General features: G+C 64.4%; 15 protein-coding genes. 5 read left to right on the forward strand and 10 right to left on the reverse strand.

The genetic code is table 11. The features are described 5' to 3' along the window. From C2134_RS01275 to cmk, 9 genes are all read right to left on the reverse strand, one after another. Positions 1-274: DUF924 family protein (locus C2134_RS01275; RefSeq protein ID WP_146042047.1), on the reverse strand; the 274-nt coding region annotated here is incomplete at its 3' end. 30 nt (positions 275-304) lie between these two features. Further along, positions 305-1,267 carry a D-glycero-beta-D-manno-heptose-7-phosphate kinase gene (gene rfaE1 / locus C2134_RS01280; RefSeq protein WP_103316893.1) on the reverse strand — a complete coding sequence of 321 codons (963 nt, stop codon included), beginning with the start codon at positions 1,265-1,267 and terminating at the stop codon, positions 305-307. 11 nt (positions 1,268-1,278) lie between these two features. After that, on the reverse strand, positions 1,279-2,598 hold the full coding sequence (locus C2134_RS01285; RefSeq protein ID WP_103316895.1) for a UDP-glucose dehydrogenase family protein: 1,320 nt from the start codon (positions 2,596-2,598) through the stop codon (positions 1,279-1,281). Beyond that, on the reverse strand, positions 2,595-3,332 hold the full coding sequence (gene pyrF, locus C2134_RS01290) for an orotidine-5'-phosphate decarboxylase (protein ID WP_103316897.1): 738 nt from the start codon (positions 3,330-3,332) through the stop codon (positions 2,595-2,597). The genes C2134_RS01285 and pyrF overlap by 4 nt, the downstream gene beginning before the upstream one ends. Before the next feature lie 69 nt (positions 3,333-3,401). Next, entirely contained in the window at positions 3,402-4,559 is a 1,158-nt protein-coding gene (gene lapB / locus C2134_RS01295; protein WP_199179844.1) for a lipopolysaccharide assembly protein LapB, read from the reverse strand. Positions 4,560-4,615: 56 nt separating this feature from the next. Next, on the reverse strand, positions 4,616-4,909 hold the full coding sequence (locus tag C2134_RS01300; protein ID WP_103317006.1) for a LapA family protein: 294 nt from the start codon (positions 4,907-4,909) through the stop codon (positions 4,616-4,618). A gap of 130 nt (positions 4,910-5,039) precedes the next feature. After that, positions 5,040-5,354, reverse strand: coding sequence for an integration host factor subunit beta (locus C2134_RS01305; protein WP_103316901.1), 315 nt, complete (start codon positions 5,352-5,354; stop codon positions 5,040-5,042). Between the two features lie 7 nt (positions 5,355-5,361). Beyond that, on the reverse strand, positions 5,362-7,053 hold the full coding sequence (gene rpsA, locus C2134_RS01310) for a 30S ribosomal protein S1 (protein WP_103316903.1): 1,692 nt from the start codon (positions 7,051-7,053) through the stop codon (positions 5,362-5,364). A gap of 95 nt (positions 7,054-7,148) precedes the next feature. After that, a complete protein-coding gene (gene cmk / locus C2134_RS01315) occupies positions 7,149-7,817 on the reverse strand; it encodes a (d)CMP kinase (protein WP_103316904.1) in 669 nt (222 codons plus the stop codon). A gap of 193 nt (positions 7,818-8,010) precedes the next feature. Between cmk and aroA the strand changes: the two genes are divergently transcribed. The 3 genes from aroA (at position 8,011) to C2134_RS01330 (ending at position 10,422) form a co-directional block, all read left to right on the forward strand. Next, a complete protein-coding gene (aroA, locus tag C2134_RS01320; RefSeq protein WP_103316907.1) occupies positions 8,011-9,300 on the forward strand; it encodes a 3-phosphoshikimate 1-carboxyvinyltransferase in 1,290 nt (429 codons plus the stop codon). A gap of 64 nt (positions 9,301-9,364) precedes the next feature. Beyond that, entirely contained in the window at positions 9,365-9,793 is a 429-nt protein-coding gene (locus C2134_RS01325; protein WP_103316909.1) for a pyrophosphohydrolase domain-containing protein, read from the forward strand. An 83-nt stretch (positions 9,794-9,876) separates the two neighbouring features. Beyond that, positions 9,877-10,422, forward strand: a complete 546-nt coding sequence (locus C2134_RS01330; RefSeq protein WP_103316911.1) for a cytochrome b — start codon at positions 9,877-9,879, stop codon at positions 10,420-10,422. A 3-nt stretch (positions 10,423-10,425) separates the two neighbouring features. On the opposite strand, the gene C2134_RS01335 is transcribed toward C2134_RS01330, so the two are convergent. Then, complete coding sequence (locus C2134_RS01335; RefSeq protein WP_103316913.1) at positions 10,426-11,412, reverse strand: LacI family DNA-binding transcriptional regulator; 987 nt, start codon at positions 11,410-11,412, stop codon at positions 10,426-10,428. A gap of 191 nt (positions 11,413-11,603) precedes the next feature. On the opposite strand from C2134_RS01335, the gene ptsP reads away from it, so the two are divergent. Further along, on the forward strand, positions 11,604-14,105 hold the full coding sequence (ptsP, locus tag C2134_RS01340) for a phosphoenolpyruvate--protein phosphotransferase (RefSeq protein WP_103316914.1): 2,502 nt from the start codon (positions 11,604-11,606) through the stop codon (positions 14,103-14,105). Further along, the gene (gene pfkB / locus C2134_RS01345) at positions 14,102-15,058 is read left to right on the forward strand and encodes a 1-phosphofructokinase (protein ID WP_103316916.1); all 957 of its coding nucleotides are present in this window, start codon (positions 14,102-14,104) and stop codon (positions 15,056-15,058) included. The genes ptsP and pfkB overlap by 4 nt, the downstream gene beginning before the upstream one ends. Positions 15,059-15,071 lie beyond the last annotated feature (13 nt).

The following is a 15,071-nucleotide window of genomic DNA, read 5'->3' on the forward strand; positions in this document are numbered from 1 at the left end:
CGAAAGCCCTGCCCTCGCCGCGAAATAAATTGCGCGGAAACTGGTCTGCGACGATCAGCCAGGCCAGCGCGGCGCGTGCATCTTCAGCGTCGATGGCCAGCTCTCCGGCATGCAGGCGCTGCCAGTTGTCGAAAAAGTGGCGGCGAATGGCGGCGTCGAACACCTCGTCCTTGGCGAACCACGCGCTGCGGCGTGTACTCAGGCTGGCATCGTCGACGCCGCCAAACCAGAACTGCAATACCGCATCGACCTGCTCCGTCGTCAACTTAGCCATCGTCGCCTCTTTAGATTCATCAGTTACTCGCTACAGAGCCAGCAACTCCTGTTGCGTGCATACCGCGGTGCCAAGCTTGCCCACCACCACGCCAGCGGCGGCATTGGCCAGGCTCATCGCCACCGGCAGCGTCAAGCCGGCGGCCAGCGCCAGGCCCAGCGTGCCGATCACCGTATCGCCGGCGCCGGACACATCGTACACCTCGCGCGCCAACGTCGGCTGGTGCAGCGCGCCTTCGGCGCGGAACAGCGTCATGCCTTCCTCGCTGCGCGTCACCAGCAGGGCATCCAGATTCAGCTCTTCGCGCAAATCCTGCGCCTTGCGGGTCAACGTGTCCTCGTCGCGCCAGCTGCCGGCCACCTGCCGGAACTCGCTGCGGTTCGGCGTCAGCAAGGTGGCGCCGGCGTACTTGCTGTAATCGTCGCCTTTGGGGTCGATCAGCACCGGCTTGCCGGCCGCGCGCGCCAGACGGATCATCTCTTCGACATGCGTCAGGCCGCCCTTGCCGTAGTCGGACAAGATCACCACATCATGTTCGCCCACGATAGCGGCAAACTCCTGCAACTTGTCGGCCAGGATTTCATGGCTGGGCGTGTCTTCAAAGTCCAGCCGGATCAGCTGCTGCTGGCGCGCCACCACCCGCAGCTTCACCGTGGTGGAGATATTGGCGTCGCGCTTGAGCGAAGTGGCGATGCCATCGCGCACCAATAGCGCCTCCAGCGCGTTGGCCGCCTCGTCGTCGCCGACCACCGACAGAATGCTGGCCTTGCCGCCCAGCCCGGCGATATTGCGCGCCACATTGGCCGCGCCGCCGGCACGCTCTTCGCTTCGCGCGATCTTGGCCACCGGCACCGGCGCTTCCGGCGAAATCCGCGACACGTCGCCGAACCAATAGCGGTCCAGCATCACGTCACCCACCACCAATACGCGGGCCGCCGCCAGTTTTTCAGCCAGCATGGCGGCGTTCAGCCCCAGATCTTGCATCACACCCATGATTCTATCTTTCAGCGGCCGATGGCGTGGTAATCGAAACCTTGCTCGCGCAGCCAGGCCGGATCGTACATATTGCGGCCGTCGAAGATCAGCGGCTGCTTCAAGCTACGCTTGATTGCATCAAAGTCCGGCGCGCGGAACATCTTCCACTCGGTGACAATCAGCAAGGCATCCGCGCCATCCAGCGCTCCCATCATATTGTCGGCAAAGGACAGGCCTGCGATGCCGCCCATCACGCGCTGCGCCTCATGCGTAGCCACCGGATCGAAGGCGGTGACCTTGGCGCCTCGACGGCTCAACTCTTCCACCACCACCCGGCTCGGCGCTTCGCGCATATCATCGGTATTGGGTTTGAACGCCAGGCCCCACAGCGCAAAGCGACGGCCGGACAAGTCTTCGCCGAAACGCGCGACGACTTTTTCCACCAGGCGCAGCTTCTGCACCTCGTTGGCCTCTTCCACCGCGGTCAGCACGCGCAGCGTGTGGCCGTTTTCCTTGGCCGTCTGCACCAGCGCCTTGACGTCCTTCGGGAAGCAGGAACCGCCATAACCAACGCCGGGATACAGGAAGTGGTAGCCGATGCGCGGGTCGGAACCCATGCCCAGCCGCACCTGCTCGATGTCCGCGCCCATGGTTTCCGCCAGGTTGGCCAGCTCGTTCATGAATGAAATACGAGTGGCCAGCATGGCGTTGGCGGCGTACTTGGTCAGTTCGGCCGAACGCACATCCATCAACAGCACGCGTTCGTGGTTGCGCTGGAACGGCTTGTACAGGCGGCGCATGATCTCGGCGGCGCGCTCGTCGTCAACGCCGATCACCACGCGATCGGGGCGCATGAAGTCGTCGATTGCCGCGCCTTCCTTCAGGAATTCTGGGTTGGACACCACGCTGAAAGGGATATCGGCGCCGCGAGCGGCGAGTTCCTCGGCGATGGCAGCCCGCACCTTGTCGGCCGTGCCCACCGGCACGGTGGACTTGTCCACCACCACGCGGTAGTCCGTCATGTGACGGGCGATGCTGCGCGCCGCGGCCAGCACGTATTGCAAATCTGCCGAGCCATCCTCGTCCGGCGGCGTGCCGACGGCGATGAACTGGACGTCACCGAAGGCGACAGATTCCGCCACGTCGGTAGTGAAATGCAGGCGACCAGCCGCGACATTGCGCTTCACCATGTCTTCCAAACCGGGTTCGAAGATCGGAATGCCGCCGTTTTGCAGAATCTCGATCTTGCGCGGGTCCACATCCAGACAGCAGACGTGATAGCCGGTCTCAGCCAGGCAGGTGCCAGTCACCAGGCCCACATAGCCCGAACCAATGACAGTGATTTTCATGATTTCTTAGCCTGAAAAATATCTTGATTGATGGCACGCAGCGTCGCTAGCGGATCTTGCGCGCCGGTGATGGCGCGGCCGATCACCAGGTAATCGGAGCCGGCATCCAAGGCCGCCAGCGGCGTCATCACACGGCGCTGGTCGTCGTTAGCGCCATCGGCCAGCCGAATCCCAGGCGTGACCAGTTTGAATTCTTGCCCCAGCGCTTGCTTCAGCAGCTTGGCCTCCTGCGCCGAGCACACCACGCCGTCCAGGCCGCAATCGCGGGTCAGCGTGGCCAGCCGCAGCACATGCTGCTCCGGCGTGGCGTCAATGCCGATCTCTGCCAGGTCGGACGCCTCCATGCTGGTCAGCACCGTCACCGCGATCAACAGCGGGCGCTGGCTGAAGCCCGCCAGCGCTTCGCGCGCGGCCTCCATCATGCGGCGGCCGCCCGAGGCATGAACATTGACCATCCATACGCCGGAATCGGCAGCGGCCTTGCAGGCCTGGGCCACCGTATTGGGAATGTCGTGGAATTTCATGTCCAGAAAAACTTGAAACCCGCGCGCCGCCAACGATTCAACCAGGCTGCGCCCGCTGGAGGTAAACAATTCCTTGCCCACTTTCAAGCGGCATTCGGCAGGGTCCAGCCGGCTGGCGAAGGCCAAAGCCTCGGCGGCGTCGGCGAAGTCCAGCGCCACGACAACCGGAGAGACGTCTCGCGCGTCCGCGCTTGCAATCAAAGGATTCATCGATGCTCCATTATTTATTCTATTCCGCGCGCGCCGGTCCCCGCCGACGGCGCGGCACTGCAATCTGTATCAGGCTTCCGAGCGGTTGGCGGTAAAGCTTTCCCACTCGCCGCAGGCCGGGCAATGCCAGAAGAAGGCGCGGGAGCGGAAGTTGCAGCACTTGCAGCGATGCACGCTGAGCCGCTGCGAGTGCTTCAGCAGCAAGGCGCGCGCCACTTCGGCATCCATCCGCCCTTCCGGCGACAACTCGTCCATCTGCGCTTCTATCATCCGGTATACGCCGGCCAGGCTGGGCCGCGCATGCACCGCCTCGCGCACGCCTTCCAGCGCCTTGGCCTCGCCCTCGTAGGTGGCGATTTTCTGGTACAACAGATCGGTCAGTTCCAACTGCGGGAACGTGCGCTGGTAGCCACGCAGCAACGCGATGCCTTCCAGCGGCCTGCCCTGCTTCTCGTAAGCGTCGAACAGCCGCTCGGCGGCCATCGACAAGTATTCATAGTTTTGTTTCTCTATGCTTTGCCAGGCGGCGATCGCGGCATCGAGATTGCCCTCGGCGAACTCGATGTCGCCGAGAATCAGACTGGCGCGCACGCATTTGCGGTTGGCCGCGATGGCCTCGGCCACATACTGACGGGCCAAGCCGTGATGCGACTGGTACAACTCGCCCTGGGCCAGCTCGCAATAGAATTGCGCCACTTCATGCTGGAACGAGTGAGCGTCGCTGCGCAGTTCGCGCGCGGTTTCGATGGCTTTTTTCCAGTCGCGGTCCTGCTGGTAGATGTCCAGCAGCTGCCGCCGCGCCGCCAGCGCCATATTGCCGTTCAGCAACTTCAGCAGGATTTCCTCGGCTCGGTCGACCAGGCCGGCTTTGCGGAAGTCTTGCGCCAGCTCGTTGCGGACCAGATCGCGCTGCTCGCTGGGCAGGTCGGATGAATCCAGCATCTGCTGATGCAGGCGGATGGCGCGGTCATTCTCGCCGCGCTTGCGGTACAACTTGCCCAGGATATGCTGCAACTCCAACGCCGAACCTTGTTGACGCGCCACCTCGGCCAGCGCCTGGGCCGCGACATCGGTCTTGTCCTCGACCAGCGCGTCCAAACCGCGGAAATAGGCAATCGGCACCGACTTCGCCTGTTTCAGCACGGTGCGCATATCGACGCGCGCCGCAAACCAGCCGAGTCCGAAAAAGGCCGGAAACAGCAGCAGCCACCACAAATCAAGTTCCAACAGCAATCCTTTCGGGATGAGAAATCCAGGCCGGCTGAGCGGCCCGGGGGACAAGCTCAATCAGCCAGCGCGTCGCTGGGGTCATTGACAGTCTTGCGGGCAGGCGGGCGGTTGCGCAGCTCTTTTTTCAGCTGAGACAACTCGCGGCGGGTTTTCAGGTAGAAGCTGAAGGTGGCCAGCAAGCCCACGAGCGCGCCGGCCACGAAAAACAGCAGCAGGAACACGATAAGCGGCGCCGACCAGGATTGGCCGAAGAACAATTTAAATTCGACCGCATGGCTGTTCTGCACGGTGACGGCGATCAACAGCAGCAACAGCGCCAGTTCGACGATACGCAACAAATATCGCATGGATTCGCTCAATGAGTTTGCCGGAGTGCAATTTTAAACGATAGCCGGCCACAACCCAAGCCCGGACACGCAAAACGAAAAAAGCGCCGCATAATGCGGCGCTTTTCAGCATAAAACCGGGAAACTGCGCTCAGACCTGGGTCTGCTCCACAATGGAAAGATCCACACGCTCGCGCAGTTCCTTGCCGGCCTTGAAATGAGGCACGTATTTCTCAGGAACCGAGACACTGGTGCCCGACTTGGGGTTGCGGCCGACACGCGGCGGACGGTAGTTCAGGTCGAAGCTACCGAAGCCGCGGATTTCGATCCGGCTGCCCTGCGCCAGGTTGTTGGCCATCGCGTCCAGAATGGTCTTGACGGCCAACTCAGCATCTTTGTAGACCAACTGAGAATTGCGCTCGGCGAGTCTCTCGGACAGCCTCGCGATCAGCTCAGATTTGGTCATGACGCGATTACTCGTTAGAACCGGACAGTTTTGCCTTCAGCAGAGCACCCAGGTTGGTGGTGCCAGCGGAAGCGCTGTCAACGGACAGGTTCTTCAGAGCGGCGCTGTCTTCTTGAGCGTCCTTAGCCTTGATGGACAGGCTGATGTTGCGGGACTTGCGATCCACGGCAACGATCACGGCCTCGACTGCATCGCCATCCTTCAGGATGGAGCGAGCGTCTTCCACGCGGTCGCGGGACAGTTCGGAAGCGCGCAGGTAGCCTTCAACGTCGGTATCCAGAGCGATAACGGCACCCTTGGCGTCAACGGACTTAACAGTGCCCTTGACCAGCGCGCCCTTGTCGTTCATGGCAACGAAGTTGTTGAACGGATCGCCTTCCAGTTGCTTGATGCCCAGGGAGATGCGTTCTTTTTCCACATCGATGGACAGAACAACGGCTTCAACCTCGTCACCCTTCTTGAACTTGCGCACGGCTTCTTCGCCAGCTTCGTTCCAGGACAGGTCGGACAGGTGAACCAGGCCGTCGATGCCGCCCGGCAGACCAACGAACACGCCGAAGTCGGTGATGGACTTGATCGCGCCCTTCAGCTTGTCGCCCTTGTGGAAGTTGTCGGCAAACTCGTTCCACGGGTTGGCCAAGCACTGCTTCATGCCCAGGGAGATACGACGACGGTCTTCGTCGATTTCCAGGATCATGACTTCCACTTCGTCGCCAACTTGAACCACCTTGGACGGGTGTACGTTCTTGTTGGTCCAGTCCATTTCGGACACGTGCACCAGGCCTTCGATGCCTTGTTCGATTTCCACGAACGCGCCGTAGTCGGTCAGGTTGGTCACCTTGCCGAACAGACGGGTGCCGGACGGGTAGCGGCGGGACAGACCCACCCACGGATCTTCGCCCAGTTGCTTCAGACCCAGGGATACGCGGTTCTTCTCTTGGTCGAACTTCAGTACCTTGGCTTCCACTTCGTCGCCCACGGCCAGAACTTCGGACGGGTGCTTCACGCGGCGCCATGCCAGGTCGGTGATGTGCAGCAGGCCATCGATGCCGCCCAGGTCAACGAACGCACCGTAGTCGGTGATGTTCTTGACGATACCCTTGATAACAGCGCCCTCTTTCAGGGTTTCCAGCAGAGCCTTGCGCTCTTCGCCCAGGGTTTCTTCCAGCACGGAGCGGCGGGAAACCACGACGTTGTTGCGCTTGCGATCCAGCTTGATAACCTTGAACTCGATCTGCTTGTTTTCGTACGGGGTGGTGTCTTTCACCGGACGCACGTCAACCAGGGAGCCCGGCAGGAAGGCGCGGATGCCGTTGACCATGACGGTCAGACCGCCCTTGACCTTGCCGCTGATCAGGCCGGACAGGATGGTGCCAGCTTCCAGAGCTTCTTCCAGCTCAACCCAGGCGGCCATGCGCTTGGCTTTTTCGCGGGACAGCTTGGTCTCGCCGAAGCCGTTTTCCAGCGCGTCGATGGCGACGGTGACGAAGTCGCCGATAGCCACTTCGACCACGCCTTGGTCGTTCTTGAACTCTTCGGCCGGAATCAGGGATTCGGACTTCAGGCCGGCGTTCACGGTTACAAAGTTGGAATCAACAGCCACAACTTCGGCAGTGATCACTTCGCCCACGCGCATGTCGTGCAGGGTCAAGCTTTCTTCGAACAGCTGGGCAAAGTTTTCCATGGAGAGGGTAGTCATCAAGCGTACTCTCGGTTGCACGCCTCACGGCGTGCGGGGTTAGGGTTGAACACACGGCCGCTTTTGCATTGCAGCAAAAACGGCCGCTAAAAAAATCAATGGCCGGAAACCTGTCTTTCCTCGAACCACACAAGGACCTTGTCGACCGCCTGGTCTATGGTCAGCTCCGTGGTATCGAGCAAAAAGGCGTCCGGCTCCTGGCGCAGAGGCGCTACCGGCCGGGCGGCATCGCGCGCGTCCCGATCGATAATGTCTTGCATAATCTGTGCGAGATTAGCAGATTCCCCCTTGCCGATCAACTGCTTATAACGGCGTTGCGCCCGCTCTTCGGCGCTGGCCGTCAAAAAAATCTTCAGCGCGGCGTCCGGAAACACCACCGATCCCATATCGCGGCCATCGGTCACCAGCCCCGGTTCCAGCCGGAAATCGCGCTGGCGCTGCAATAGCGCGGCGCGCACCTTGGGCAGCGCGCCCACCTTCGAGGCGCCGATGCCGATCTCCTCGGCGCGGATGTCCGCGCTGGCATCGTTGCCTTCCAGCCACACCGCGCCATCGGAGAACTCCACCGGCAAGGCGATGGCCGCCTCGGCCAGTTCCGCTTCATTGTCCCAGGCGATGCCATGACGGCGCGCAAACAACGCTAGCAGGCGGTAGAGCGAGCCGGAATCGAGGTAATGAAATGCGAGGCGCGCGGCAACCTCAGCCGCCACCGTGCCCTTGCCGGATGCGGAAGGACCGTCGATGGTTATCACCGGAACTGTCATGACAATCTGAATCCTGTGTGCAATCTTGATGAAGCCGCCGCGCCAAACAAAACGAGCGGACGGCCAAACCGCGCATTGTAACGCAAGCGGCAATGGTTAAGTGGCCGGAATGGCTGCCGAATGATTGCGCGCAGCCGGCGCGGGCGGTTACAGTGTTCCCTCACACCGTTCACAGCGCACAACTTCAAAGAATATGGAACAACTGCATCTTTCTCCACGCCCCCGTCTTTGCGGCGCCATCAAGCTGCCTGGCTCCAAGAGCATTTCCAACCGCACGCTGCTGCTGGCGGCGCTGTCGGGCGGCAGCACGCTGGTGCGCGACCTGCTGGATTCGGACGATATCCGCCACATGCTGGCGGCCTTGAAGCTGCTGGGCGTGAAGATCGAGCAGCAGGGCGACAGCCGCGACTTCCGCGTGCACGGCTGCGGCGGCGCCTTCCCGGTAAAAAACGCCGACCTGTTCCTTGGCAACGCAGGCACGGCCTTCCGCCCCCTGACCGCCGCGCTGGCGCTGATGAACGGCAATTACCAGCTATCGGGCGTGCCGCGCATGCACGAACGGCCAATCGGCGATCTGGTGGACGCCCTGAACGCCGCCGGCGCGCGCATCCAGTACCTGGGCCAGCCCGGCTTTCCGCCGCTGGCGATCGAGCCGGCGCAAGTGCGCTGCGTCGAGCCTATCCGCGTCAAGGGCGATGTTTCCAGCCAGTTTCTCACTGCCCTGCTGATGGCGCTGCCGCTGACCGGCGAACAAGCCGTCATCGAAGTGGCAGGCGAGCTGATTTCCAAGCCTTACATCGAAATCACGCTGAACCTGATGGCGCGCTTTGGCGTGACGGTACAGCGCGAAGGCTGGCAGCGCTTCGTCATCGCCGGCGGCCAGCATTACATCTCGCCGGGCGAAGTTTACGTCGAAGGCGACGCCTCCAGCGCGTCCTACTTTCTGGCGGCAGGCGCGCTGGCCGGCGGCCCCATCCGGGTGGAAGGCGTCGGCTCGTCCAGCATTCAAGGCGACGTGCGCTTCGCCGAAGCGCTGGAGCGGATGGGCGCATCGATCAAGCGCGGCGACAACTGGATAGAGGCCCAGGCCGCCGGCAAGCTCAAGGCGATCGACCTGGACTGCAACCACATTCCGGATGCGGCGATGACGCTGGCGGTGGCCGCGCTGGCCGCCGACGGCACCACCACGCTGCGCAATATCGCCAGCTGGCGGGTGAAAGAAACCGATCGCCTGTCCGCAATGGCTGCCGAGCTGCGCAAGGTGGGCGCCGTGGTGGAAGAAGGCCCGGACTATATCCGCGTCACGCCGCCGGCCGAGCTGACGCCGAACGCCGAGATCGACACCTACGACGATCACCGGATGGCGATGTGCTTCTCCCTGGTCTCGCTCCTGGGCGCGCCCGTCATCATCAACGATCCGAAATGCGTAGCCAAGACCTTCCCCGATTACTTCGAGGCGCTGGCGGCGCTGCAGGCGCCATAATCACAATATATTGATGAATAAATCGATAGACTACACAATATAGGCCTTACAAAGGAGTCTATCGATGAACGACCTGTTCCAGATGCGCCGCGATTTCATGCGGCGCTTCGACCTCCCCTCCCCCTCCCATCCGGAATTCCAGCCACAACAGCTGGCGATGTGGCAAGCCATGCTGGATGAAGAGCTGGCCGAGCTGCGCCAGGCGTTGGCCGACTATCGCCGCTTGCCCGAACAATCGCCCGAACAGCAGCGGCACAGCCGCGCCGAGCTGGCCGCCGAGGCGGTAGACGTGCTCAATGTGGTATGCGGACTGCTGCTGTCGCAAGGCCTGCCGCTGGAGGCGATGTGCCAGGCGATACACGAGGCCAATCTGCGCAAATGCGTGGACGGCAAGGTGGTGCGCCGCGCCGACGGCAAAGTGCTGAAACCGGAAGGCTGGCTGCCGGCCGACAAGCTGGGCGTGATCCGGCGCGCCGAAGCCGGCCCAGCCTGAACCTCCACATTTGAGTTGAATTAAGTCCAACTTAAGATTGGCGCGCTATGCTGACTCCATCTTCCACCAAGACAGGAGTCGACATGCTGCGCAATTCCGAGCTGAGCTACGGCCGCGTCGCCCGCGCCTTGCACTGGCTGTGCGCGCTGGCTGTGATACTCGCGCTGGTCTTCATCGAGCTGAAAGGCAACTTCCCCAAAGGCGACCCGGTCCGCAGCGGCCTGAGCTACGGCCACATCCAGGCCGGCCTGATCGTCCTGCTGCTGGTCATCCCGCGGCTGGCCTGGCGGCTGGGCAACCCGCCGCCAGCGATCGACCCCGCGCCGAGCGCCCTGATGAAGCTGCTGGCCCATGCCGGCCACTGGGCGCTGTACGCGCTGATGCTGGCCCTGCCCATCCTGGGCATCGCCTTCATCCAGGCAGGCGGCCGCGAGGTGGCACTCTTCGGACTGGCGCTGCCCCAGCTGCTGTCGCCCGACCCAGCCCTGGGCAAGCAATTGAAGAACATCCATGAACTGCTGGGCAATGTCTTGCTGTGGCTGAGCATCCTGCACGCCGCCGCCGCGGTCTGGCACCATGCCGTGGTCAAGGACAACACCGTCACCCGTCTGATCGGCCCCTTGCGCTGAAGCTCAAGCACGCGCCAGGCTGGAGCCGCGCGCCACCAGCCGGCCAGCCAGCACCACCTTGCGCGGCGGCCGCTCCGGCTGCCGCAGCCGCTCCAGCAACATTTCCATCGCCACTCGGCCGATCTCCTCCACCGGCTGCTCGATCACCGTCATGCCCGGCTCGGCCAATTCCGTCCAGCTATCGTTGTCGAAACCGGCCAGTGCCAGCCGCTGCGGCACGGCCACGCCAGCGGCGCGCACCGCCTTGGCCGCGCCCAGCAGCAGCAGGCCGTTGCTGGCGACCAGCGCTTCCGGCGGCGCCGCCTCCCGCAACCACGCAGCCAACTCGGCTTGGGCAGCCGCGGCGCTGGGCGCGACAAAGCGCGCCGCCACCGGCAGCCCCGCTCGCTGCAGGGCCTCGGCGAAGCCGGCATGGCGCTCCGCTCCGGTGCTGCTGGTATTGCCGAACAAGCCGCCGATGCGGCGATAGCCGCGCTCCAGCAGATGTTCCACCAGCTGCGCCGCCGCCAGCCGGTTATCCAGCAGCACCGCGTCGCAGCGGGCCGCCGCGCCGGCGCGGTCTATCATCACCACCGGGAAACCCAGCTCGGCCGTATCCAGCGCATCCGCCGTGGCGCGGGTGGCTGCGAAGATCACCCCGCTCACCCTCTCCTCCTGCATCAGCCTGAGGTACATCGCTTCCTTGTCCGGGTTCTCGTCGGTATTGCACAAAATCACCCGCATCCCGGCGCGATAGGCCACATCCTCCACCGCGCGGCCCACCGCGGTGAAAAAGGGATTGCAGATGTCCGACACGATCAAGCCGACGGTGCGGGTGTGCTGCGAGCGCAAACGGCGCGCGGAAAGATTGGGCCGATAGCCGCACTGGACGACCGCCGCCTCCACCTTGGCGCGCAAAGTCGGGCTGACAGGCCCATTGCCCAGCGCGCGCGATACGGTGGCCACCGATACGCCGGCCAACAGGGCCACATCCTTGATGCTGGTAGTCATGGCATGAGAAAACGTTTTCAATCGATAGCCGCGATGCTGCACCAGTCCTGCAGCGCTGGCAAGTCGGCCATGATCTTGGATTTGCAAAAACCCTTTATTTTTCAGACTTAGGTCAAACACTCTGGATTGACAGTCGGAATGTAATCGTTTTCAATGCCTGCCATATCGAGTCCGAGAATGAGGTCCGCACCGTGTCCGACGCCCTGCTCAATCCGCAACTGATCCGCCTGGGCTGCCGCCCCGCCAGCAAGGAGGCCGCCATTCGCGAGGCCGGCCAGATGCTGGCCGACGCAGGCTGCATCGCCCCCGACTACCTAGACAGCCTGCTCAGACGCGAGGCGGTGGCCAATACCTATCTGGGCAATGGCATCGCCATCCCGCACGGCATGGTGGAAGACCGCGCGCTGGTGCTGCGCACCGGCATCGCCATTCTGCAAATCCCGGACGGACTGGAATGGAACCCCGGCCAGCGCACGCATCTGCTGTGCGCCATCGCCGCCCGTTCCGACGACCATCTGGCCATGCTGCGCCAGCTGACCCGGCTGCTGCAGGATGAGGCCAAGCTGCTGCCGCTATTCGTCACGCAGGACAGCAACGACCTGATCGCCGCGCTGCGCCAGCCGGAGGACAATCTGCCGCCGGACGCCGAGGCCCACGATCTGGACGTGTGCGAGGAGTGGCGGCTGGACTACCCCAACGGCCTGCACGCCCGCCCGGCCGCGCTATGGGTGGAGGCCGCGCGGCGCAGCGCGGCGCAGCTGCAGGTGCGCCACGGCAACGCCACGGCCGACGCCAAGCATCTGATCTCGCTGCTGCAACTGGGCCTGCGCCAGGGCGATCTGGTAGCCGTATCCGGCCGCGGTCCGCAGGCTGAAGACGGCGTGCGCCAATTGTTGCGGGCGATGCGCGAAGCCAGCTTGTCGGAGCAGACCGCCGCCGCCATCGCCGCCCAACGCGCAGCGGCGCAGCGCCCGCGCGCCGGCTGGCAGCCCGCGGGACAATTGATCTCGCTGCCCGGCATCGCCGCCAGCCCTGGCCTCGCCATCGGCACCGTGCGCGTCCTGGCCAGCCAGCTGCTGCAAGTGCCGGATCGCCCGATCAGCCTGGCCGAGGGCGGCGACCGGCTGCATGAGGCATTGGCCGCCACCCGGCGCCAACTGTCGCAACTGGCCGACGCCACTCAGGCCACGCTGGGCGCGGCCGAGGCAGGCATCTTCCGCGCCCAGTCCGAGCTGCTGAACGACACCGATCTGATCACCCTGAGCTGCCAGTTGATGGTGGCCGGCCACGGCGTGGAATGGGCCTGGCACCAGGCGGTGGAACGATTGGCCGAAAAAATATCCGCGCTGGGCAACCCGCTGCTGGCGGCACGCGCCGCAGACTTGCGCGACGTCGGCCGCCGCGTGCTGTTCCAGCTTGACCCATCGCTGCAAGGCCACGCGCCCGCCGAATTCGGCGCGGACACCCTGCTGCTGGCCGCCGATCTGGCGCCGTCGGACACCGCCAGCCTGGACCTGTCCCGCATCAAGGGCTTGGCCACCGCCCACGGCGGCCCCACCGCCCACACCGCCATTCTGGCGCGCACGCTGGGCCTGCCCGCCGTGGTCGCCGCTGGGCCGGCCTTGCTGGACGTGGCCGACGGCAGCCCGGCCATTCTGGACGGCGATAGCGGCCGGCTGTACCTGAACCCAGGCGAAGCCGATCTCGCCTCCGCCCGGGCCTGGCAGCAACAGCAGCGCGAAGCGCGCGAAAAACAGCAGGCGGAACGACAGCAGCCAGGCCAAACCGCCGACGGCAAGCGCATCGAGATCGCCGCCAATATCAATCGGCCGGATCAGACTGCCGCCGCGCTGGAAGCCGGCGCCGAAGGCGTGGGCCTGATGCGCACCGAGTTCCTGTTCCTGGAGCGCGACGCCGCGCCCAATGAGGAAGAACAGCTGCAAACCTACCAGGCGATGCAACTGGCGCTGCAAGGCCGGCCGCTGATCGTCCGCGCGTTGGACATAGGCGGCGACAAGCAGGTGCCGTATCTGAACCTGCCGCGCGAGGACAACCCCTTCCTCGGCATGCGCGGCGCGCGGCTGCTGCTGTCGCGCCGCGAGCTGCTGGAGCCGCAACTGCGCGCGCTGTACCGCGCCGCCAAAAACGGCAAGCCGCTGTCCATCATGTTCCCTATGATCAGCTCGCTGAAGGAGATCACCCGCCTCAAAGGCATCTGCGAGAGCCTGCGCAAGGAGCTGGACGCGCCGCAAGTGCCGATCGGCATCATGGTGGAAGTGCCAGCCGCGGCCCTGCTGGCCGACCAACTGGCGCCCTACGTCGACTTCTTCTCCATCGGCACCAATGATCTGACTCAATACGCGCTGGCCATGGACCGCCAGCATCCGGAACTGGCGGCCGAGGCCGACAGCCTGCACCCGGCCGTATTGCGGCTGATCCGCCAGACCGTGCAGGGCGCTGCGGCGCACGGCCGCTGGGTGGGTGTGTGCGGCGGCATCGCCGGCGATCCGCTGGGCGCGGCCGTGCTGGCAGGTCTGGGCGTCAACGAGCTGTCGATGAGTCCGCACGATATCGCCGCCGTCAAAGCCATGCTGCGCCGCCATCACTACGTCCGGCTGCAGGACCTGGCCGAGCAGGCCCTGGCCTGCGACAGCGCCGACGAAGTGCGGCAATTGCTGGAGGCGCTGGCATGAGCGGCGCTCTTCATACCGTCACCGCCAACCCGGCGCTGGATCAGACCGTCACGCTGGACGCCTTGAACATAGGCGCCGTCAACCTGGCGCGCGCCGCCTCGGTCAACGCCGGCGGCAAGGGGGTCAATGTGGCCAGCTGCCTGGCCGACTGGGGACTGCGCGCCTGCGCCCACGGCCTGCTCGGCCGCGACAACGCCGCGCCTTTCGAACAACTATTCGCCGACAAGCGCATAGACGACCGCATGCTGCGCGTGGCCGGCGCGACGCGCACCAATATCAAGCTGGCCGACCTGAGCCGCGGCGACACCACCGACATCAACCTGCCCGGCCCCGCAACCGGCGAGGCCGACCTGCAGGCGCTGGCGGCCGGCTTGGACCATATTGCCGCCGGCGAAATCGCCATCTTGGCCGGCAGCCTGCCGCCCGGCCTGCCTGCCGACGCCTGGGCGCGGCTGTGCCGCCAACTGAAGCGGCAAGGCGCCTGGGTATTGCTGGACAGCAGCGGCCCGGCGCTGGCGGCCGCCTTAGCCAATCCCCCGCCAGCGCTGCCGGACTGCATCAAACCAAACCGCGAGGAACTGGAGCAATGGGCAGGCCGCGAACTGCCCGCGCTGAACGACGTCGCGCAGTGCGCCCAGGCCTTGCAAAAACTTGGCATCGATCGCGTCATCGTGTCGCTGGGAGAACAAGGCGCCCTGCTGGTAGACAGCCAACAGACACTGCTGGCCAGTCTGCCGCCGCAGCGCCCCTTGAGCACGGTCGGCGCCGGCGACGCCTTGGTCGCCGGCCTCGCCGCCGCTCGCCATCAGGCGCTGGGCGCGGAAGACAGCCTGCGGCTGGCGGTAGCCTTCGCCGCCGCCAAACTGCAACGCGTCGGCCCTCACCTGCCGCCGCCGCAACATATCCAAGCGCTGGCCGCCGCCGTCAGCCTGAAAAAGCTCGAGGCGGCCTGAGGCCGCCCTATCG

The organism is Chromobacterium sinusclupearum (assembly GCF_002902845.1).
GTDB classification, from domain to species: domain Bacteria; phylum Pseudomonadota; class Gammaproteobacteria; order Burkholderiales; family Chromobacteriaceae; genus Chromobacterium; species Chromobacterium sinusclupearum.